The sequence below is a fragment of the Geodermatophilus marinus genome, from assembly GCF_003428645.1.
Classification (GTDB): Bacteria; Actinomycetota; Actinomycetes; order Mycobacteriales; family Geodermatophilaceae; genus Geodermatophilus.
This window is the reverse complement of the sequence record NZ_QVQH01000008.1, coordinates 131,978-152,482: the sequence shown is the minus strand read 5'-3', so window position 1 is coordinate 152,482 and position 20,505 is coordinate 131,978. Positions and strand designations below refer to the sequence as shown.

At 76.8% G+C, this 20,505-nt stretch carries 19 protein-coding genes; 12 read left to right on the top strand and 7 right to left on the bottom strand.

The window, feature by feature from the left end:
- Window positions 1-8: 8 nt before the first annotated feature.
- Window positions 9-1,559: a glycerol-3-phosphate dehydrogenase/oxidase gene (locus D0Z06_RS11520; protein WP_304999757.1), complete on the top strand. Its 1,551-nt coding sequence runs from the start codon at window positions 9-11 to the stop codon at window positions 1,557-1,559.
- A 52-nt stretch (window positions 1,560-1,611) separates the two neighbouring features.
- On the opposite strand, the gene D0Z06_RS11515 is transcribed toward D0Z06_RS11520, so the two are convergent.
- Window positions 1,612-2,697, bottom strand: a complete 1,086-nt coding sequence (locus tag D0Z06_RS11515; protein WP_158579954.1) for an aromatic acid exporter family protein — start codon at window positions 2,695-2,697, stop codon at window positions 1,612-1,614.
- A gap of 99 nt (window positions 2,698-2,796) precedes the next feature.
- Between D0Z06_RS11515 and D0Z06_RS11510 the strand changes: the two genes are divergently transcribed.
- Window positions 2,797-3,594: a methyltransferase domain-containing protein gene (locus D0Z06_RS11510; RefSeq protein WP_117377593.1), complete on the top strand. Its 798-nt coding sequence runs from the start codon at window positions 2,797-2,799 to the stop codon at window positions 3,592-3,594.
- 145 nt (window positions 3,595-3,739) lie between these two features.
- Here D0Z06_RS11510 and D0Z06_RS11505 read toward each other — a convergent pair whose 3' ends face one another.
- Window positions 3,740-4,567: an NAD(P)-dependent oxidoreductase gene (locus D0Z06_RS11505; RefSeq protein ID WP_158579953.1), complete on the bottom strand. Its 828-nt coding sequence runs from the start codon at window positions 4,565-4,567 to the stop codon at window positions 3,740-3,742.
- A gap of 32 nt (window positions 4,568-4,599) precedes the next feature.
- Here D0Z06_RS11505 and D0Z06_RS11500 point away from each other — a divergent pair, with 32 nt between their 5' ends.
- Window positions 4,600-5,049, top strand: a complete 450-nt coding sequence (locus D0Z06_RS11500; RefSeq protein ID WP_158579952.1) for a MarR family winged helix-turn-helix transcriptional regulator — start codon at window positions 4,600-4,602, stop codon at window positions 5,047-5,049.
- 69 nt (window positions 5,050-5,118) lie between these two features.
- Here D0Z06_RS11500 and D0Z06_RS11495 read toward each other — a convergent pair whose 3' ends face one another.
- Window positions 5,119-5,874, bottom strand: a complete 756-nt coding sequence (locus D0Z06_RS11495) for a MerR family transcriptional regulator (protein WP_117377518.1) — start codon at window positions 5,872-5,874, stop codon at window positions 5,119-5,121.
- Between the two features lie 305 nt (window positions 5,875-6,179).
- Between D0Z06_RS11495 and D0Z06_RS11490 the strand changes: the two genes are divergently transcribed.
- The 8 genes from D0Z06_RS11490 to D0Z06_RS11455 all read left to right on the top strand — a co-directional run bounded on the left by D0Z06_RS11490 (window position 6,180) and on the right by D0Z06_RS11455 (window position 12,877).
- A complete protein-coding gene (locus D0Z06_RS11490; protein WP_117377517.1) occupies window positions 6,180-6,821 on the top strand; it encodes an ABC transporter permease in 642 nt (213 codons plus the stop codon).
- Window positions 6,814-7,995: an ABC transporter ATP-binding protein gene (locus D0Z06_RS11485; protein ID WP_199522256.1), complete on the top strand. Its 1,182-nt coding sequence runs from the start codon at window positions 6,814-6,816 to the stop codon at window positions 7,993-7,995. The genes D0Z06_RS11490 and D0Z06_RS11485 overlap by 8 nt, the downstream gene beginning before the upstream one ends.
- Window positions 7,992-8,819 (top strand): ABC transporter permease, encoded by an 828-nt coding sequence (locus D0Z06_RS11480; RefSeq protein WP_233517610.1) that lies wholly within the window; start codon window positions 7,992-7,994, stop codon window positions 8,817-8,819. Before D0Z06_RS11485 ends, D0Z06_RS11480 begins: the two co-directional genes overlap by 4 nt.
- Window positions 8,819-9,796 (top strand): glycine betaine ABC transporter substrate-binding protein, encoded by a 978-nt coding sequence (locus D0Z06_RS11475; RefSeq protein WP_117377516.1) that lies wholly within the window; start codon window positions 8,819-8,821, stop codon window positions 9,794-9,796. Before D0Z06_RS11480 ends, D0Z06_RS11475 begins: the two co-directional genes overlap by 1 nt.
- 25 nt (window positions 9,797-9,821) lie before the next feature.
- On the top strand, window positions 9,822-10,418 hold the full coding sequence (locus D0Z06_RS11470) for a DinB family protein (protein ID WP_117377515.1): 597 nt from the start codon (window positions 9,822-9,824) through the stop codon (window positions 10,416-10,418).
- Window positions 10,419-10,735: 317 nt separating this feature from the next.
- On the top strand, window positions 10,736-10,930 hold the full coding sequence (locus tag D0Z06_RS11465; RefSeq protein ID WP_117377589.1) for a hypothetical protein: 195 nt from the start codon (window positions 10,736-10,738) through the stop codon (window positions 10,928-10,930).
- Window positions 10,923-11,645: a hypothetical protein gene (locus tag D0Z06_RS11460; protein WP_117377514.1), complete on the top strand. Its 723-nt coding sequence runs from the start codon at window positions 10,923-10,925 to the stop codon at window positions 11,643-11,645. Before D0Z06_RS11465 ends, D0Z06_RS11460 begins: the two co-directional genes overlap by 8 nt.
- A gap of 326 nt (window positions 11,646-11,971) precedes the next feature.
- Window positions 11,972-12,877, top strand: a complete 906-nt coding sequence (locus D0Z06_RS11455; protein WP_117377513.1) for a haloalkane dehalogenase — start codon at window positions 11,972-11,974, stop codon at window positions 12,875-12,877.
- 16 nt (window positions 12,878-12,893) lie between these two features.
- Here D0Z06_RS11455 and D0Z06_RS11450 read toward each other — a convergent pair whose 3' ends face one another.
- Together D0Z06_RS11450 and D0Z06_RS11445 are read right to left on the bottom strand one after the other, a co-directional pair.
- On the bottom strand, window positions 12,894-14,360 hold the full coding sequence (locus D0Z06_RS11450; protein ID WP_117377512.1) for a diguanylate cyclase domain-containing protein: 1,467 nt from the start codon (window positions 14,358-14,360) through the stop codon (window positions 12,894-12,896).
- 125 nt (window positions 14,361-14,485) lie between these two features.
- Window positions 14,486-15,085: a TMEM165/GDT1 family protein gene (locus tag D0Z06_RS11445; protein WP_233517609.1), complete on the bottom strand. Its 600-nt coding sequence runs from the start codon at window positions 15,083-15,085 to the stop codon at window positions 14,486-14,488.
- Window positions 15,086-15,440: 355 nt separating this feature from the next.
- Here D0Z06_RS11445 and D0Z06_RS11440 point away from each other — a divergent pair, with 355 nt between their 5' ends.
- A complete protein-coding gene (locus D0Z06_RS11440; protein WP_233517608.1) occupies window positions 15,441-16,517 on the top strand; it encodes an MFS transporter in 1,077 nt (358 codons plus the stop codon).
- Here D0Z06_RS11440 and larC read toward each other — a convergent pair.
- Window positions 16,510-17,682 (bottom strand): nickel pincer cofactor biosynthesis protein LarC, encoded by a 1,173-nt coding sequence (larC, locus tag D0Z06_RS11435; protein WP_117377510.1) that lies wholly within the window; start codon window positions 17,680-17,682, stop codon window positions 16,510-16,512. The two genes, D0Z06_RS11440 and larC, sit on opposite strands and share 8 nt — an antisense overlap.
- 136 nt (window positions 17,683-17,818) lie before the next feature.
- The gene (locus D0Z06_RS11430; protein WP_233517607.1) at window positions 17,819-20,443 is read right to left on the bottom strand and encodes a diguanylate cyclase domain-containing protein; all 2,625 of its coding nucleotides are present in this window, start codon (window positions 20,441-20,443) and stop codon (window positions 17,819-17,821) included.
- Window positions 20,444-20,505 lie beyond the last annotated feature (62 nt).

Genomic DNA, 20,505 nt, shown 5'->3' with positions numbered 1-20,505 from the left:
TCTGCCGGGTGCTGGCGGCCGGCCCGGACTCCGCAACGGGTGCCCTCTCCCCGCGCCGCCGTGCCGCCGACCTCGACGCGGTCGCGGGCGCGGCGGTCGACCTGGTGGTGGTCGGGGCCGGGGTGACCGGTGCCGGCGTGGCCCTGGACGCCGCGAGCCGCGGGCTGTCGGTCGTCCTGCTCGAGCGCGTCGACCTCGCCGCGGGCACCAGCCGCTGGTCGTCGAAGCTGGTGCACGGCGGGTTGCGCTACCTGGCGCACGGGGAGGTCGCGCTGGCCCGGGAGAGCGCCCGCGAGCGCGCCGTCCTCATGGGGACGACGGCGCCGCACCTGGTCCGCCCGCTGCCCTTCCTCGTCCCGGACGTGGCCGGGTGGGACGCCACCGCCCTGGCCGCCCTCGGCGGGCGGCTCGGCGACGCGGTGCGCGCGTCGGTCATGGGCGGGCGCGGGTCGCTGCCGCGCACCCGGCGGGTCGGCCCGGCCGAGACCGCCCGGCTGGCCCCGGCGGTGCGCGGCCGGCGCGGCGGGGTCGTCTTCTGGGACGGCCAGCTCACCGACGACGCCCGGCTCGTCGTCGCGCTGGCCCGCACCGCCGCCGCCCTGGGCGCCCGCGTGCTCACGGGGGCCACGGTGCGGGCGGTGGACGGCGACTCGGTGCACGTCGAGATGGACGACGGCGAGGCGCTGCCGGTGCGCGCCCGGGCGGTGGTCAACGCGACCGGGGTGTGGGCGTCGACCCTGGCGCCGGGCGTGCGGCTGCTGCCCTCCCGGGGCTCGCACCTGGTGCTGCCCGCCGACCGGCTGGGCTCGCCGCCGGCGGCGCTCACCGTGCCGCTGCCGGGGTCGCGGTCCCGGTACGTGTTCGCGCTGCCGCAGCCGGGCGGGCTGGTGCACCTCGGGCTGACCGACGAGCCGGTGCCCGGCCCGGCGGGGGACGACGACCCGCGGCCGTCGCCGCAGGAGGTCGCCGACCTGCTCGCGACGGTCAACCGGGTGCTGGCCGACCCGCTCACCGAGGCCGACGTCCTCGGCTCCTACGCCGGGCTGCGGCCGCTGGTGCTGCCCGGCGGGCGCCGGGGGCGCGCCGCGGGCACCCCGCCCGGGGCGACGGCCACCGCCGACCTCTCACGCCGGCACCTGCTGGCCTGGGACGGACCGGTCCTCACCGTGGTCGGCGGCAAGCTCACCACCTACCGGGCGATGGCCGAGGAGGCGGTGGACGCGGTCGTGGCCCGGCTGGGCCGTGGGGCGGCGCGCTGCCGGACCCCCCGGTTGCCGCTGGTGGGCGCCGCGCCCCGGGTCGCGCTGGACCGGGTGGCCGCCCCGCCGCGGCTGGTGGCCCGCTACGGCACCGAGGCCCCCCTGGTGGCCGCGCTGGGGGAGGAGCCGGTGGTGCCGGGCCGGCCGGAGACCGTGGGGGAGCTGCGGTTCGCCGTCCGGGCCGAGGCGGCGCGCACCGTCGCCGACCTGCTCGACCGGCGGGTGCGCCTCGGGCTGGTGCCCGCCGACCGCGAGCGCGCCGTGCCGGTGGCCGAGGCGGTGCTGGCCGAGCGGGCCTGACCGGCCCCGGGCGCGGTCCCGCCCGGGCGCGGTCCTGCCCCGTCGGGAGCGGTCAGGCCTGCTCGGGCGCCGGCTGGTCCCGCTGGGCGTCGAGGGCCAGCAGCGCCCGCTGGATGCCGACCGCCACCGCGCACAGCGCCAGGTAGCCGGGGTCGTCGTCGACCGTCGTCCGCCGCAGCCGGTCGACCAGGGCGTCGAGCGCCTCGCTGGCCACCTGGACGCTGTGGTCGCGGCCGTCGGGGCGGACGCCGCCCTCGTCGTGGTACGGGGTGCGCACCACCCCCGCCAGCCCGTCGAGCGCATCGGCCAGCCGGGCCGCGGTGCCGAGGTCCGGTTGCTCCCCGCCCCGGCGGTGCGGCTCGTACTCGGCGACCAGCGTGGTGACGTCGTCCAGCAGGACGGCGACGCGGTCCAGCGCGCGCGACTCCTCCCGCACCCGGTCGGCCGACCGCCGCCACCGGCGCTCCCGGGGGTTGGCCCGCCGCGCCCGCTCGACGGTGCGCTCGGCGTCGCGCATGCGGTCGAGCGCGGTGCCCAGCTCGGCGCCGGCGCGCTGCTCCTCGTCGAGGGTGGGCGTGCGCCCGGTGCGCAGCTCGGTCGCCGTCCGCTCCAGCCGCCGGGCCACCAGGCCCCGGGTGCCGGCGATCTCGCCGGTCGCGCGGGTCAGCTGCAGCGGGGGGAAGACGTAGGTGAGCAGCACGCCGAGCGCGGCGCCGAACAGCACGAGCCCCGCGTAGGCGACCGCGTAGTCGAGCGGGTCGCCGGCCCCGAGCAGCAGCATGAACACCGCGGCCACGGGCACCCAGCTGGCGTTCTCGCCCAGCACCCGCCACTGCTCCAGGAGGACGGCGAGCACGACGACCAGGGCAAGGGTCAGCGCCCGCGGCAGGGGCTGCGTCGCCCAGAACACCGCGACCGCCAGGCCCGAGCCGAGCACGATGGCCAGCACGGTGCGCCAGGTGGCGCTCGCCGAGTCGGCCACGGTCGGGTGGACGGCGATGATCGCGCCCAGTGGCGCGTAGTAGGCGTAGTCCGAGAGCGGGGCCGGCAGCAGGAGGGCCAGCTGCCAGGCCAGGCCGGCGGCCACGGCCGCCCGGACCGCCTGCTGGACCACCGGGTTGCGCAGCAGTGCGGGCACCCCGTCGAGGATGTCCGCGCTCGCGTCGCCGGAATCCCGTCGTCCCAGTCGTCGGGACGGCGGTTCCACTGGGTGGACCACGTGCGGGAGGCTGCGGGCATGGCCGACACCTACACGCACGGGCACGCCGACGCCGTCCTGGCCTCGCACCGCCGGCGCACGGCGGAGAACTCCGCCGGGTACCTGCTGCCGCACCTGCGCCCGGGGCTGGACCTGCTCGACGTCGGCTGCGGCCCCGGCACGATCACCGTCGACCTCGCCGCGCGGGTCGCGCCGGGGCGGGTGGTGGGCCTCGACGTCTCCGCGGACCCGCTCGAGGAGGCCCGGGCGCTGGCCGGCCGGGCCGGGGTCGCGGTCGGGTTCGCGGTGGGTGACGTCTACGCGCTGGACGCCGACGACGGCTCGTTCGACGTCGTCCACGCCCACCAGGTGCTGCAGCACCTCACCGACCCCGTGGCGGCGCTGCGGGAGATGGCCCGGGTGTGCCGGCCCGGCGGGCTGGTCGCCGTCCGGGACGTCGACTACGCGGCGGTGACCTGGTACCCCGCCGACCCCGGCCTCGACGACTGGCTCGAGCTCTACCACCGGGTGGCCCGCCGCAACGGGGCCGAGCCCGACGCCGGCCGCCGGTTGCTGGCCTGGGCGCACGCCGCCGGGCTGCGCGACGTCACGGCGAGCACCGGGTCCTGGTGCTGGGCCGCGCCCGCCGAGCGGGAGTGGTGGGGGACGTCGTGGGCCGCCCGGGCGAGCGCGTCGTCCTTCGCCGAGCAGGCCGTGGCCTACGGGCTGGCCGACCGGGAGCGGCTCGAGGCGGTCGCGGCGGCGTGGCTGCGGTGGGCGGCCGCGGATGACGGCTGGCTCGGCATGCTGCACGGCGAGCTGCTGATCCGGGTGTGAGGCCGGCCCGCCCCCTGGCCCCGCCGACCTCGCGGAACGGGAAGCTCCTCGCCCGTCAGGGGCCGCGTGACACGGGTGCAGCTTCCTGTTCCGCGCCCCCCGGGGAGCGGTGCGGCGGCGCACGGGCGCGTCCGGGGCCGCGCGGTCAGCGGGCGGCGGCCACCAGCGGGGCCCGGCGCGGGTAGAGGTGCTGCTCGACGCAGTCGACGAGGAAGGCGGCCAGGTCGGCCCGGCCGATCCGGGTGCCCCGGCAGGACTCCGACGCGTGGTGCTCGACGCGGCCGGTGGCCGGGCCGTCGGTGAGCCGGGGCGGGCGGACCAGCGTCCAGTCCAGGTCGCTGGCGGCGAACACGGCGTGCTCGGCCGGCTTGTCCGCGACCACCGCCCCGCCCAGCCGCTGGACCAGCGCCGAGATCAGCCGGTCCCGGCGCGACTTGCGGTCGCCGGGCACGTCGATGCCGGCGCCGGAGACGCCGACGAACCGGGTCACCCCGGCCTGCTGCAGCACCGGTACCAGCGCGGCGGCGGTGTCGCGGTGCAGGGTGGGCTCCCTGCCCACCGGGCCGAGGGCGGAGACCACCGCGTCGACGCCCGCGGTCAGCTCGGTCAGGGCGCCGGCGTCCCGGGAGTCGCCGCGGACCACCCGGACCGACGCGGCGGCGTCCCCCAGCGTGGCGGGGTCGCGGGCGAGCACGGCCACGTCGTGACCGCGGCGGAGCAGTTCGGCGACGACGGCCCGGCCGGTGCGGCCGGTGCCGCCGAGGACGGCGACCTCCACGACACTCCTCCTGGGGTGGGTTCCCACGCCGCGCTCGCGGGTGAGGGTCTGCCGCTCGGTGGCCGGTGCCCGACCGGTGACCGTGCGGACGTCGTCGGTGAGCCCGGCGGCCAGCCCCAGCCGGGCGGTGGTGCAGATGGCGGCCGCGACGGCCCGCCCCACGGTGCCGGAGGATCCGGTGACCAGCACGACCACGTATGTATGGTACATGCACAGGGGGAGGGTGGGTGGCCGACGACTCCGACCTGGTCCGGGTGGACCGCGCGCTGCTGCGGCTGCGGCGGATGTGGGACGCCCCGGCCGGCATCGAGCACGAGGGTGCGCTCGTCGAGGGCTCCACGCTGCTGGTGTGCCTCGCCGTGGCCGAGGGGCGCGTGACCGGGGAGGTCGGGGTCGTGGAGGTGGCCGGCGCGCTCGGCGTCACCCACTCGACGGCCAGCCGGCTGGTCTCCCGCGCGGTCGGGGCCGGGATGGTGCGGCGGGCGCCGTCGTCCACCGACCCCCGGCGGGCGTCGCTGTCGACGACGCCCGCCGGGGACCGGCTGGTGAGCGCGTCCCGGGACTTCCGCACCGGGCGGCTGGCCGCGCTGCTCGAGGGCTGGACCGGCCGGGACGTCGCCGCCCTGGCCGACCTGCTCACCCGGTTCGCCGACGCGGTCACCGCCCCCCGCCCATGATCCCCGCGTGGCCCTCCTGCAGGGTCCCGCGGCGAGCTTGCGAGCCGTGGGGGGCAGGAGGGTCCTCTTTCAGCCGCCCTGGCGGGCGGCGTTGGCCTGGACGGCGGTGCTCACGTACCGCGCCAGGCCGGGCGCGACCCGCTCGTAGTGCGCGGTGAACCGCTCGTCCTCGACGTACATCCGGCCCAGGCCCGCGTGCATCCCGGGCGGGCAGTCGTAGAAGTTCCGGCTGATCTGCTGCCGGTGCTCCTCCGCGACGTCCATCGCCTGCGCGGAGTCGGCCGGGACGCCGGCCCGCATCGCCTCGGCGAAGCGCCGCTCGACGTCCTCGCCCTCGGCCTTGACCCGGACCCAGTCCTCCTTGGTGTAGCCGCGGGTGCGCCGCTGCGACTGCGCCCACGCCTCGGTGTCACCCCAGCGCTCCTCCGCCTCGGCCTCGTACTGCGCCGGGTCGTGCTCGCCGAAGACCTCGAAGCGCTCCTCCGGGGTCAGTGCGATCCCCATCTGCCTCGCCTCCATCTCCTTCTCGACGGCCGCGACCATCGCCCGCGTCCGCTCCAGCCGGTCGAGCAGCAGCCGGTGCTGGCGGCGCAGGTGCTCGGCCGGGTCGGCGGCGGGGTCGTCGAGCAGGGTCGCGACCTCCTCGAGGGGGAACCCGAGCTCGCGGTAGACCAGCACCCGGTGCAGCCGGTCCAGGTCCGCCGGCGCGTACCGCCGGTAGCCGGCCGCCGTCCGGCCGGACGGCGACAGCAGCCCGATGCGGTCGTAGTGGTGCAGCGCCCGGACCGTCACACCGGCCAGCGCCGCGACCTCGCCCACGTGCACGGTGCCCCTCCCTCCCTGACCCGTACCACTGAACGGCCTGACGTCGCGTCAGGGTCAAGCGGACACCGCGGGACCCGCCGTCCGCCACGGGGAGAGGCGTGGCGGACGGCGGGCGCGGCCCGGACCGTCACGGTTTCGCAACGTCCCCGGGGGTCGACGCGCTCGCCACCGTGTGACAGCGTCCGATCCAGGCGGAGCCGGCGCCGGCAGCGGCGTCGCGCGTCACCCCGGCCGTGGCGGAGGAGCCCCACGACCGGCGGACGGTGCCCGACCGCCGGCGTCCGGGCCCGGGAGGGGACGCGCCGATGTGGGACTTCGTGGTCGACCGTCGCGGTCAGATCGCCTACCAGGCCTTCCAGCACGTCAGCCTGGTCGTGCAGTGCGTGCTGCTGGGCACCGTCATCGCGCTGGTGCTGGCCGCCCTGGTCTACCGGAGCGCCGCGGCGACCTCCCTGGCCAACGCGGTGTCGGCGGTGGGCCTGACCGTCCCCGCCTTCGCGCTGCTGGGCATCCTGCTGGCCCCGTTCGGCTTCGGGATCACCCCGGCGGTCATCGCGGTGACCTTCTACGCCGCCCTGCCGGTGCTGCGCAACGCCGTCGTCGGGCTGGCGGGGGTCGACGGCGCCCTCATCGAGTCCGCCCGCGGCATGGGGATGAGCCGGCCGGCCACCCTGCTGCGGGTGGAGCTGCCCCTGGCCTGGCCGGTGATCCTCGCCGGCGTCCGGGTCTCCACCCAGATGGTCATGGGCATCGCCGCCATCGCCGCCTACGTGCTGGGCCCCGGCCTGGGCGGGTTCATCTTCACCGGGCTGTCCCGGCTGGGCGGGGCCAACTCCCTGAACTCCGCGCTGGTCGGGACGATCGCGATCGTCCTCCTGGCGCTCGTCCTCGACCTGCTGCTCCTGCTGCTGGGGCGCCTGACCACCCCGAGGGGTATCCGTGTCTGACACCCTGCCCGCGCCGCCGGCGCCCGCGCCCCCCGGCCGCCGCGTCAGCGGCGTGCCGATCCGGCTGGAGGAGGTCACCAAGCGCTACCCCGGCCAGGACCGGCCGGCCGTGGACTCGGTCTCCCTCGACGTCGCGGCCGGCGAGACGGTGATGTTCGTCGGCCCCTCCGGCTGCGGGAAGACCACCCTGCTGAAGATGGTCAACCGGCTGATCGAGCCCAGCGACGGCCGGATCCACCTCGGCGACGAGGACGTCACCACCCAGGACCCCGACCGGCTGCGGCGCCGGATCGGCTACGTGATCCAGGCCGGCGGCCTCTTCCCGCACATGACGGTCGGCACCAACGTCGGGATGGTGCCGCGCATGCTCGGGTGGGAGAAGGCCCGGGTGGCCGGGCGCATCGACGAGCTGCTCGACCTCGTCGGCCTCGACCCCGACGTCTACCGGGACCGCTACCCGAAGGAGCTCTCCGGCGGGCAGCAGCAGCGCGTCGGCGTGGCCCGCGCCCTGGCCGCCGACCCGCCGGTGCTGCTCATGGACGAGCCGTTCGGCGCGGTCGACCCGATCACCCGCCAGCGGCTGCAGGACGAGCTGCTGCGCATCCAGGAGGAGCTGGGCAAGACGATCGTGTTCGTCACCCACGACTTCGACGAGGCGGTCAAGCTCGGCGACCGGATCGTGGTCTTCGACGTCGGCGCCCGCATCGTGCAGTACGACACCCCGGAGGCGATCCTGGCCGACCCGGCCGAGGAGTACGTCGCGGACTTCGTGGGTGCCGGGGCCACGCTCAAGCAGCTCACGCTCACCCGCGTGCACAGCCTGCAGCTCCGGCAGGTGACGACGGCGTCGATCGGGGACGACGCGGCCGGCGCCGTGGCCCGCGCCCGCGCCGCCGGCGACGACTTCGTGGTCGTCCTGGACCGGCGGGACCGCCCGATCAGCTGGCCGACGCTGGCCGAGGTGAGCCGGATGAGCGCGATCCCCGACACGGTCGACGAGCGGCTGCCGGTGGTCGGCCTCCAGTCGACGCTCAACGACGCGCTGGACACCATGCTCGCCGCCAGCCAGGGCGGGGCGGTGGTCCTCGGCCGGCGCGACGGCCTGGCCGGCATCGTCTCGATCGAGACGATCATGGAGGCCATCCAGCGCGCCCGGCGGGAGACCGCCGGGTGACCGCCACGACGCCCGACCCGCGGGTCCGCCCCGACGTGGCCGCGGACCCCCCGGACGAGGCCGGCCCGGCGACGGGCGGGCGCCCCCGGGCCGCGACCCCGCCGGGCGGCTGGCGGGCCCTGGCCGTCCAGCCGGCGCTGGTCGTCCTCGGCGTCCTGGTGTTCGTGCTGTGGCGGGCCACCGCGACCCTCACCGAGACCGAGGCGCGCCAGCTCGGCGCCGCCACGCTCTGGGACAGCACCCTGCGGCACCTGTCGCTGACCGTCGTCTCGGCGGCGATCGTCCTGGCGATCGCGGTACCGCTGGGCGTCGCCCTGACCCGGCCGGCGCTGCGCCGGTTCACCCCGGTGGTCATCGGGGTGGCCAACGTCGGCCAGGCCGCCCCGGCGATCGGGCTGTTCGTGCTGCTGGCGATCTGGCTCGGGTTCGGCTACTGGACGACGGTCGTCGCGCTGGTCGTGTACTCGGCGCTGCCGGTCCTGCGGAACACCATGGTCGGGATCCAGGGGGTGGACCCGCGCCTGGTCGAGGCCGGCCGGGGCATGGGCATGAGCGGCCGCGCCGTGCTGCTCCGGGTCGAGCTGCCCCTCGCCGTCCCGGTCGTCCTCGCCGGCGCGCGCACCGCGCTGGTCCTGCTGGTCGGCACCGCGACGCTGGCCACCTTCATCTCCGGCGGCGGGCTCGGGGTGCTGATCAACACCGGCATCACGCTCTCCCTGGACTCCCTGCTGGTCAGCGGCGCGGTGCTCGTGGCCCTGCTCGCCCTGGCCGTCGACTGGCTGGGCCGGGTCGTCGAGCAGGTCGCCCGGCCGAAGGGGCTGTGATGAGGGCACCGGCCCGGGCGGCCGCGGCGTTGGCGGCGAGCGCGCTCCTGGCCGGCTGCGGCCTGCAGAGCGCCGGCACCTTCGTCCCGGACGCCGACCCCGCCGCCATCGAGCCGGTCGTCGACGGCGCGCCGATCACCGTCGGGGCCAAGAACTTCACCGAGCAGCTGGTCCTGGGCAAGATCGCGGTGATCGCGCTGCAGGTGGCCGGGTTCGACGTCACCGACCTCAGCGGCATCCCGGGTGCGGCCCCGGCCCGTGCCGCGATGCTCAGCGGCGAGACCGACGTGCAGTGGGAGTACACCGGCACCGGGTGGATCAACTACCTGGGCATGCCGGAGGGCATCCCGGACCAGCAGGCCCAGTGGGCGGCGGTCCGGGACGCCGACGAGGACAACGGGATCACCTGGCTGCCGCCCGCCGAGGCCAACAACACCTACGCCTTCGCCGTGCGCAGCGAGGCCGTCGACGACCTCGGGGGCGTGGCCACGCTCTCGGACATCGCCGAGCTCCCGGTCGAGGAGCGGACGTTCTGCCTCGAGTCGGAGTTCGCCACCCGCGTCGACGGCTTCGAGCCGATGCTCGAGGCCTACGGCATCCCGCTGGGCGACCCGCAGGGGGTGCCGCGGGACAACGTGAGCATCCTCGACACCGGCGCGGTCTACACCGCCACCGACGAGGGCGAGCTGTGCAACTTCGGCGAGGTGTTCACCACCGACGGCCGGATCGCCTCGCTCGACCTCACCGTGCTCGAGGACGACCGCGGCTACTTCCCCGCGTACAACATCGCGCCGATCGTGCTCACCGAGACGCTGCAGGAGTACCCGCAGATCGCCGACGTCTTCGCCGAGATCACCCCGCGGCTCACCGACGAGGTGATGATCGAGCTCAACGGCCGGGTCGACGTCGGCGGCGAGGACCCCGCCGACGTCGCGCTGGACTGGATGGTCTCCGAGGGGCTGGTCTCCCGGGGCTGATCCCCGGCCGTGCCATCGTGGCGCCGTGGACGAGAAGGCGACCCTGCAGCGGTACCTGGGCCTGCGCCGCGCGGACCTGCTGGCCAAGCTCGACGGGCTGGGCGAGTACGACGTCCGGCGGCCCCTGACCCCGACGGGCACGAACCTGCTCGGCCTGGTCAAGCACGTGGCCCACGTCCAGCTGGGCTACCTCGGCGACGTCTTCGGCCGGCCCGCCGGCCGCCCCCACCCCTGGGACGACGGCGGGGCGGGCGACGACGACATGTGGGCCCGCCCCGGCGAGAGCCGGGCCGACGTCGTCGAGCTGTACCGCTCCTCCGCGACGCACGCCGACGCCACGGTGGCGGCGCTGCCGCTCGACGCGGTCGGGGAGGTGCCGTGGTGGCCCGAGGAGCGCCGGCACCCGACCCTGCACACCGTGCTCGTGCACCTGGTCGTCGAGGTGGCCCGGCACGCGGGGCACGCCGACGTCCTGCGCGAGCTGCTCGACGGGTCGGCGGGCACGAGCCCGGCCACCCCGAACCTGCCCGAGCGCACCGCCGAGCAGTGGGCGGCCTTCCGCGACCGCATCGAGGCCGCCGCCCGGGACGCGGCCGGGGCGGCCCGGCACTTCTCGCCCTGAAGGCGGCTTCAGAGCGACACGCCTCACCCCGGCGCGTCGCCCCGGACGAGGCCCTGTACCGGGGACCCCACCAGGAGTCATCGGCTCACTTCAACCCCGAGACGGGTCGTCGGGAACCGTGGCGCCCGCTCGGTGACAGGTGCTCTACGAACGCCGGGGAGCGCAGTGCGGGCAGGTCGGCCCGGGCCAGGTGGCTGTCGCGTCTTGACTGACGGGGCTCACTCGATCTTGTGAGAAGCGATAGCGCTGCGACGTCGTTCTGTCGGTGGAAGGCTGTAGACAACGGTGTGCGTAAGTCGCGCCAGGCCGTGGAGAACATGTGGGAGGTCGAGATGTCGCCAGTCGTCACGGTGACGCGCTCGGAGCTAGAGGGTCGTCGTCGCGCGCTACTGGATGAACTGGGGCTGTCCCTCGAGGACTTCGAGGCCTTGGCCGAGACCCGGACCTTGACTGGCCACGAGTTCGACGTGAAGGAAGAGCTGGACGAGATCGCCTTCTTGCTCGGTGAGTAGTGCTGGCGAGCCGGCGGACTCCCTCGAGGCAGCGTCGGCAAAGTTCGCGACGGCGGTTCAGGAGACCCTCGACGGGGTGCTACCGGGTGAGAGCGAGATCATCTCGCGCCGAGCGCCGGACCTTGAGCGCTATGTCGTCGGGCCACAGGACCGAGACGGGGTCCTGCTGCTCGTCGGAGGCGAGCCGCTTGCCACGTTGAGTCTGTCGATATACCTCAGCCTGGACCGGAGCGGCACCTTCCTGAAAACGGTGCGATCCGACATGGCCGTGAAGTCCACGCTGGATCGGACGCCGCTCATCCGACTGGACTACAGAGCCGACATGGGGAGGGCGCCGGCTTCGCACTGGCAGGTCCACGCTGAACGGGGCGCCTTCTCGCATCTGCTCGCTCGTGCGCACGCAGTCGATCCCTCTCGTGTCAAGAAGCCGCACGATCTTTCGTCCCTGCACATTCCTGTGGGCGGTGAGCGGTTCCGCCCCTGCCTCGAGGACTTGCTGCAGTTCCTCGTTCAGGAGTGCGGCGTCGACAGCAACGACGGCTGGCTGGAGGTCGTGCAGCAGGGGCGCGAACTTTGGCGCCATCGCCAACTTCGGGCCACCATCCGGGATGCGCAGGAGGAAACGGCAGACGTCCTCCGTGGCCTCGGATGGGTCGTTGAGGCGGCGCCTGGAGTGGACTCAGAGGAGTACTCGCCGACATTCGTTCGGTGGTAGTGCAACGAGCCGTCTGCGAGGCCCGCCGGTGCGGAATGTCCAGGGGCGTGCCCGTTCCTGCGGCTTCCGCGTGCCTCACAGTGGGCCGCTCGAGGACACGTATGGCCCGTCCCTCTCGTCCTGGCGTTCCTGCTCAACGCTCAGGCAAGCCCTATGCCTTGACGGCATTCCCGCGGAAACGCCGCGCTCGTCGGGCCGGTCTCCTCTCGTGGGCCGCTCGGGGCGAACGCCGCCGGTGGCGGCGTCGGTCGTCGGCGAGGAGGTGGAGGGCCGGAGCCCGGCGCCACGGCGGGTGCGCGAGGCGGGGATGGGTGAGGATCTCCCGCATGGCAGCCGACGTCGTCCCGCCCGAGGACCCCTTCCCCCGTCAGCGCACCCGGGTGGACCGCCGCGGGGACGGCACCCTCGAGATGGCCTACGTCGACGTGGGGGAGGGCGACCCGATCGTCCTGCTGCACGGCAACCCGACGTCGTCCTACCTGTGGCGCAACGTCATCCCGCACCTGCAGCACCTCGGCCGCTGCCTGGCGCCCGACCTCATCGGCATGGGGGAGTCGGACAAGCTGCCCGAGCCGGGGCCGGGCACCTACTCCTTCGCCTGCCACGCCTCGTTCGTCGAGCACTTCCTCGACGCGGTGGGCGCCGAGCGGCGGGTCACCCTGGTGCTGCACGACTGGGGGTCGGCGCTCGGCTTCGACTGGGCGTACCGGCACCCCGACCGGGTCCGCGGCATCGCCTTCACGGAGGCGATCGTGACCCCGCTGACCTGGGCCGACTGGCCCGCCGACGCGCGGCGGATCTTCCGCACCATGCGCGGCGAGGACGGCGAGGCGGCGGTCCTGGACAACAACGTCTTCGTCGAGCGCATCCTGCCCGCGTCGGTGGCCCGCGGCCTCACCCCGGAGGCGCACGACCGCTACCGGCGGCCCTTCCCCGACCGCGCGTCCCGGTGGCCGACCCTGGAGTGGCCGCGGCAGATCCCGCTGGAGAACGTGCCACCGCTCGTCCGCGACCGCGTCTCCCGCTACGGGCAGTGGCTCAAGCACGCCGACGTCCCGAAGCTGTTCCTGAACGCCGAGCCGGGCTCGATCCTGGTCGGCCGGCAGCGGGCGTTCGTCCGGTCGTGGCGGGCGCTCACCGAGGTGACCGTCCCCGGCAGCCACTTCGTCCCCGAGGACTCCCCGCACGAGATCGGCCGCGCCGTCGCCGACTGGCTGACCGGCCTGCCCTGACGCCCGGCCGGGCGGGTCAGGCCGGCTGCGGGACCCGGCCCGGTTGCCCGGGCCGCGTCGCGGCGCCGTCGCGGGCCGCCTTGACGCGGTACATCGCCGCATCGGCCGCGGCCAGCGCGCTCTCGGGGGTGTCCTCCGCGGTGCACAGCGCCACGCCGACGCTCACGCCCACCCGGTGCCGGCTGCCGTCGGCGCAGGTGAACGGGCCGTCGAAGGCGCCGGCGATGCGGTCGCCGAGGGCCCGGCCGGCCGCCTCGGCGGCCACCCCGGGGCAGAGCACCACGAACTCGTCGCCGCCGATGCGGGCCACCGTGTCGTCCGGGCGTGCCGAGGCGGCCAGCCGCCGGGCGGCCTGCACCAGCACCTCGTCGCCGACGGCGTGGCCGTGCACGTCGTTGACCGGCTTGAACCCGTCGAGGTCGCAGTAGAGCACCGCCAGCGGGGCCCCGGTGCGACGGGTGGCCCGCAGCAGCTGCTCGAGCCGGTCGACCATCAGCCGCCGGTTGGCGAGCCCGGTGAGCGCGTCGTGCAGCGCGGCCGTGCGCAGCGCGGTCTCCAGCGCGCGCTGCGCGGTCACGTCGGCCATCGCGACGACCGCCCCGATCAGCCGCCCGGCGTCGTCGCGCACCTGGGTGCCCGAGGCCGTGACGAGACGGGGCGGCCGGTCGGGGGCGGCGATCCGCACGGTCGCCTCGCGCACCACGCCCTCGCTGAACACGCGGGTCAGCGGCACCCGCTCCGGGGCCATGGGGTGACCGTCGGCCTCGGTGAGGGAGAAGGTGGCGGGCAGTTCGCCCGGCGGGACGTCGGGCCGCGCGTCCATGCCGTGCCACTCGCGGCTGACCCGGTTGAACAGCCGGACCCGGCCGTCGGCGTCCGCGGCCACCACCCCGACCGGCAGCGCCTCGAGCAGCGCCCGGTTGAACGCCTCGGACCGGGCCAGCTCGTCGTCGGCGGCGGCCCGCGCGGCGGCCAGCTCCGCGGTCCGCCGCTCCTCCCGGCGCCGGGTGAGCAGGCGGAGGGCGAGGACGGCCAGGTCGGCGAGCCGGTCGCACTCGGCGAGGGTGAACTCGTGCGGCCGCTCGTCGTGGACGCACAGCGTGCCGACCGTCGTCCCGCCGACGACCAGCGGCGCGCTCGCGTAGGCGCGCACCCGGCCGCGGCGGCCGTCGACGAAGGGGTTGCCGGCGAACCCGGGCTCGGCGGCGAGGTCGGCGAAGGCGTAGACCCGCGGCGCCCACCCGGTGACGACGGCGCACAGCGAGTCCCCGCGCGGCACGCGGCCGTCGAACACGCCGTCGGGGGACAGGCTGTGCTGGGTCCGCGGGTCGAGGAGGTTGACCGTGGCCTGCGCGGTCCCGGTGACGGCCGCGGCGACGCGGACGAGCGCGGCCAGCTCGGGGTCGGCGGGGGCGCCCAGGAGGTCCAGGTCGGCCAGGACGTCGTCGGTCCGGCTGCGCGGCGGCTCGAGCAGCGCTGTCATGGTGCCCTCCTCCCGGACCCGGGCGGCGGCCTGCCGCCCGCGTCCCCCCTCCCAACGGCGGGGTCCGGGCGCCGGTTGAGCGGCGCTCCCCCCATGAGGTGACCCGCGGGCCGCCGCCTGCCCGGTCAGGTCAGGGCGGTCACCGTCTCCACCGCCGCGACCACGGCGAACACCAGGAACAGTGCCGCGGCCACCCGGCGGATGAGCGCCACCGGCAGCCGGTCGGCCAGCCTCGACCCCAGGAACACCGCCAGGCCCGAGACGACCAGCAGCGCCGCCCACGCGCCGAGGAACACCGAGACGGGTGCCCCGAGCCGGGCGGCCAGGCCGGCGGTGGCCAGCTGGGAGAGGTCGCCCCACTCCGCCGCGAAGAGGACGCCGAAGGAGATCGTGGCCGCGCGCAGGAACGACGTCCGTTCCCGTGCGTCGGCGGCCTCCCCGGCCTCCTCGGGGCCGCTGCCGGCCGCGCGCCACAGCAGGACGGCGCCGACGAGGAAGAGCACCGTGACCACCCCGCTGACCAGCGCCTCCGGGAGGAGGGAGAGCAGGCTGCCGGCCGTCACCGCGATGGCGACCTGCAGGCCGAAGGCGGTGCCGACGCCGACGAACACCGGCAGCGGGGCGAACCGGGTGGCCAGCACCAGGCTGGCGAACAGCGTCTTGTCCGGCAGCTCGACCGGCAGGACGAGGGCGAACGCGGTCGCCACGACGGTCAGGGACAGCACGGGGGTCCTCCTCCGCTCGGCGGCACGGCCGGGCGGGTGCGGGCCGCCTCCGACCGGCAGCCGCGACGGGTCTGCTCCGGTCGGAGGTCTCGCCCTCCCACGCGGTGCGCGGGCCCGCTGACCGGGCGACCGCCGCGGGGCGGGCGCCGGCGTGTCGACCAGCGGACGGGGGGCTGCTCCCCTTCTCGGCCGCCCACCCTAGCCGCAGCGGCCGGGAAAACCGGCTGCCGCCGGGGGTGAGCCGCGCTACGGTCCCCGCATGCCGTTCCGTTGACGCACGACCGCCCCCGCGCTGCCGCCCGCCGCCCGGCCGCTGGCCCGGCTCGCGGTGGGCTGGGCGGCGCTGTCCGAGCTGGTGCCGTACTACCCCCTGTACGCGCTGCTCTTCCTCGACACCGGGCTGTCCGAGGCGCAGGTGTCGGCGCTGTTCGCGCTCTGGTCGGTGACCGGGCTGCTGGCCGAGGTCCCCGCCGGGGTGCTGGCCGACCGGTGGTCCCGCCGCGGCGTCGTCGTCCTGGCCGGGGTGCTGCAGGCGGCCGGGTTCGTGCTGTGGACGGCGGCCCCCGGGCTCTGGGGCTTCGCGGTCGGCTTCGCCGTCTGGGGCGTGGCCGGGGCGATGGTCTCCGGGGCGAGCGAGGCGCTGGTCTACGACGGCCTGGCCGCGGTGGGTGCGACGCCGTCCTACGCCCGGGTCGCCGGGTGGGTGACCGCGGCCGAGCTGCTGGTCCAGGTGCCCACCGCCGTCCTGGCCAGCGTGCTGGTCGCGGCGGGCGGCTACGAGGCGGTCGGCTGGGCCAGCGTCGCGATCTGCCTGGCCGCCGCCGCGCTGGCCACCCGCTTCCCCGAGGCCCGGCACGTCGCGGACGAGGAGGACGCCGACGGCCTCGCCGGGGGGCTGCGGGAGACGCTGCGCCGGCCGGGGCTGCGGCTGGTGGTGCTGGCCGTCGCGCTGCTCGGCGGCCTGGACGCGGTCGAGGAGTACTTCCCGCTGCTGGCCGCCGGCGGCGGCGTCCCCACCGTCGCCGTCCCGTACGCCGTGCTCGCCGCCTCCCTGGCCGGGGCGCTGGGTGGCGCGCTGGCCGGCCGGGCCGCCGAGCTGCCCGACCGGGCCCTGCCGGTGCTGCTGGCCACCGCGGGGCTGCTCCTCGGCGCCGCCGCGCTCTGGGTGCACCCGGTCACGCTGCTCGGCGTCGCCGTCGGGTACGGCGTGTACATCGCGGTGCTGGTGGTGGGGGAGGCGCGGCTGCAGGACCGGGTGCCCGGGCGGCACCGCGCGACGGTGACCTCGGTGGCCGGGCTGGGGGTGGAGCTGGCCTCGCTGCCGGTCTTCGCCGCCTGGGCGCTGGGCGGGATCGGCGGCGTGGCGCTCGTCGTGCTCGCCGTCGTCCCGGTGGTGGCCGCCGGCGTGCGCCGCCGGGCACCGGTCAGCTGACCGGGTAGGCCTGCTCCGCCGCCGCCGTGGCCGCCCGCAGCACCTCCTTGACCGGCAGCCCCCGCTCGCGGGCCAGCGCGGCGACGTCCTCGAACTCGACGCTGACGTTGACCAGCCGCCCGCCGGCGACCGCGAGCTTCACGCCCACCCGGCCGCCGAGCACCGCCACCGACGTGCCCGCCCGCTCCAGCGCCACCTTGTCCACCGGCACCAGGCGCAGCCCGATGGTCGAGGTGGTGGCGAAGACGGCGGCCTGCACGGCGGCGACCGCGCCCGGGGCGCACAGCGCCGACAGGGTGTGCGCCGGCCGGCCCTTCTTCATCAACACCGGGGTCAGCCAGGCGTCGGAGGCCCCCGCGGCCAGCAGCGCGTCGAGGACGCCGGGCCACAGCCGCGGGTCGAGGTCGTCGACGTTGGCCTCGAGCACCACCGGCCGGGCGGGGGCCGGCGCCGCCGGCTCGCCCAGCACCAGGCGGACGACGTTGGGCAGCTGCTCGGGGTCGCGGGCCCCCGCGCCGGTGCCCACCCGCTGCACCCGCAGCGCCGGGAGGGCGGTCCACTCGTCGACGAGGTGGGCCAGCAGCGCCGCGCCGGTCGGCGTGCACGCCTCGGCGGGCACCGGGCCGGCGTGCACCGGGGCCCCGGCGAGCAGCTCCAGGACGGCGGGGGCCGGCACCGGCACCAGCCCGTGCGCGCTGCGGGCCGAGCCGCTGCCCAGCGCCACCGGCGAGGCGGTGACCCGGTCCAGCCCCAGGTGCGCGAACCCGGCGACCACGCCCACCACGTCGGCCAGCGCGTCGAGCGCCCCGACCTCGTGGAAGTGCACCGACCCGGGGTCGGTGCGGTGCACCCGCGCCTCCGCCCGCGCCAGCCGCTCGAACACCGCCAGCGCGCCGTCCCGGACCCCCGGTGCCAGCGCGGCCGCGCCCAGCAGGCCGCGGACGTCGGCCCAGGTCCGGTGCTCGGTCGAGGCCGGGGCGTGCACGTGCACGCGGGTCGCGCCGAGGCCGTGCCGGGAGACCTGCTCGGTGACCAGCCGGACGCGCTCGACCGGCAGCGCGGCCACCGCGGCGGCCGGGACGTCGAGCGGCACCCCGGCGTCGACGAGGGCGCCGAGCAGCAGGTCCCCGCTGCAGCCGGCGGCGAGGTCCAGCCAGGCGATCACACCGTCGTCCTGCCGGAGAGCGCGGCCGGGTGCCCTGGGCACAGGAAGCCATCCCCACGTCCGCGGGCCCGATGCGTAGGCATGGCTTCCTCTTCCTCACGGTCGGAGCGGGTGGGAGCGCGCCCCTGGTCGATCCCTAGCGCTGGCGGTGCGCCCGGCGCGCGATCCGGGCGGCGAAGACCCCCGCGGCGTGGCCGTTGTCGATGGTGCTGACCACCACGCCGGGCGACGCGGAGTTCAGCATGCTCAGCAGCGCACCGAAGGCGCCCAGCGTGCCCGGCTGCCCGGTCGAGGTGGGGACGGCGACGATCGGCACGTCGGTCATCGCGCCGACCAGCCCGGCGAGGGAGGCGTCGAGGCCGGCCACGACGACCAGGCAGTCGGCGTCGTGCAGCAGCGCGCGGTCGGTGAGCAGCGGCCGGACCCGGCTGCCGCCGACGTCGTCCACCCGCACGACCTCGGTGCCGGTGATCCGGGCCGCGAACGCCGCCTCGGCCGCGACCGGGGCGTCCGCGGCGCTGCCGCACAGCACCCCGATCCGCCCGACCGCCTCCGGCAGCGGCCCAACGGCGGCCGCCATCGCCGCGGCGTCGACGGTCGTGCGGCCGTCGTGCTCGCCGGCCAGGGCGACCAGGGTCTCCGCCGCCGCGCGGACCACCACCGCCGGCCGGTCCGGGTGCTCCCGCCGGGCCTGGCGCACCAGCGCCAGCACCTGCTCGGTGCTGCGGCCGGTCGCCCACACGACCTCCGGCTCGGCGGGGCCCTCCGGCGCGGCCGGCCGCTGCGGGACGGGCGCCTGCGGTGCCGGCGGCGGGGGGACCGGGCCCAGGGGCGGGTCGCCGGGCCCGCCCAGGCCCAGCGGCGGGTCCAGCAGCAGCGGTGCGAAGCCGTCGGCGGCACCGGCCGGGGCCGGCGGCACCGCGGGCGCGGCCGGCTCCGCGGGGGCGGCGGGTCCCGCGGCCGGGGGCGGCTCCACCGGGCGGGTCTGGGTGACCGCCGACAGGCGGACGACGCGGTCCCGGCCACCGCGCTTGGCGTCGTAGAGCACGCCGTCGGCGGCGGCGAACAGGGTGCGCCGGTCGTCGCCGCGGGTGGCCGAGGCGATGCCGACGCTGATGGTCACCGGCAGGTGCACACCGAGCGCGGGCCAGTCGTACCCGGCCACCGCCCGGCGCGCCCGCTCCAACGCCCGCTCGGCCTGCTCCGCGGTGGTGTCGGGCAGCAGCACGACGAACTCGTCGCCGGCCCACCGGCACACCTCGTCGGTGTCGCGCACCCCGGCCACCAGCAGCTCCCCGACCGTGCGCAGGACGGCGTCCCCGCCCGGGTGCCCGGCGGCGTCGTTGATGGCCTTGAAGCGGTCGACGTCGACGACCGCCAGCGCCGGGGTGGTCCCGGCCGACAGCAGGCTGTCCAGCCGGGCCTCGGCGTAGCGCCGGTTCGGCAGGTGGGTGAGCGGGTCCTCGTAGGCCTGGCGGCGCAGCTGCCCGGCGGCCCGCTCGGTCTCCAGGAGGCTCTTGCGCCGGCCGAACAGCTCCACCCACCGGGTGCGGCGCTCGTCGACCCGCTCCAGCTCGTCGGCGAGGTAGGCCTGCAGGTAGGGCAGCGCGCGCCCGGCGTCGTCCCGCTCGGCGTGCAGCGTGCACAGCTCGCGCAGCGCCGCCCGGCGCACCCGGGCCAGCCCGTGCTCGGTGGCCAGGGCCAGCGCGCGGGCCAGCTGCCGGTCGGCGCCCGTGCCGTCGCCCTGGCGGCGCAGCGCGCGGCCCAGCGCCAGCAGCGCGGCGGCCTGCAGGGCCCGGTCGCCGCTGGCCGTGGCCGTCCGGACGGCGGCGCGCAGCGGCCCGGCCGCCGCGGCGTGCTCGCCGAGACCGACCAGCGCCCCGCCGTGCACCACCTGGGCGGCCAGGACCGCGTCGGCGGCCTCGGGTGGCAGCAGCTCCAGCGCCCGCTCGGCCAGTTCCCGGGCCTCGGCGAAGTGCACGGCCGCCGAGCCGGCGTCGCCGTCGTCCAGCAGCGCCTCGCCGAGCTCCGCGCACAGCTCGCCCAGCCGGGCGGCGGTGCGCGCGACCAGCAGGTCCCCGCCGGCGGCGGCCGTCCCGTGCGCCCGGCGCTGGTAGTCCAGGGCCAGCGGCATCAGCTCGAGGTCGGCGAGCACGCCGGCCAGGGTGCACAGCGTCTCGGTGAGCAGCTCGGAGTCCGGCAGCGCCGCGTCGAGCAGGCTGGCCGCCTCGACCGCCTCGTCCATGGCCGCGTCGACGCGCCGGGAGAGGAGCTCGATGCGGGCGTGCCGGACCAGGCCGGCGGCGCGCTGCAGGTCGTCCTCCGTGGCGTCGAAGGCGGCCCGCGCCGAGCGGACCAGCGCGATCGCCAGCGCCGCCCGGGAGGCCGAGGTCGCGCGCGGGTCGTCGTCCTGCTCGTCGCCGAGCAGCCCGGCCACGCCGGCGTGCAGGTCCAGGGCCGGTGGCGAGCCGGTGCCGTGCGGCGGCTCGACCGGGTCGCCGACGAGGGTGAACCCGGCCACCCGGAGCCGGCGCACCAGCAGCTCGGCACGCAGCGTGTCGGCCCAGGCCCGGCCGAGGTCCCCGGGGGTGGCGTCGGCGACGACGGGGCCGTCGGCGTCGTCGGCCGAGCCGTCGCGGGGGGCCGGCGCCACGTACGGCGAGGGGTCGCTGCCGACGGCGGTCAGCAGCCGTTCGGCGTCGTCGAGCTGCCAGTTCGCCAGGGCAGCGGTCACCCGGTGGTGCAGGGCTCCCGGTGGCACCAGCGCACTGTGCACGCCGGTACCGACGCTGTCGAGCACCGACCCGGGGCCACGCCGCCGCG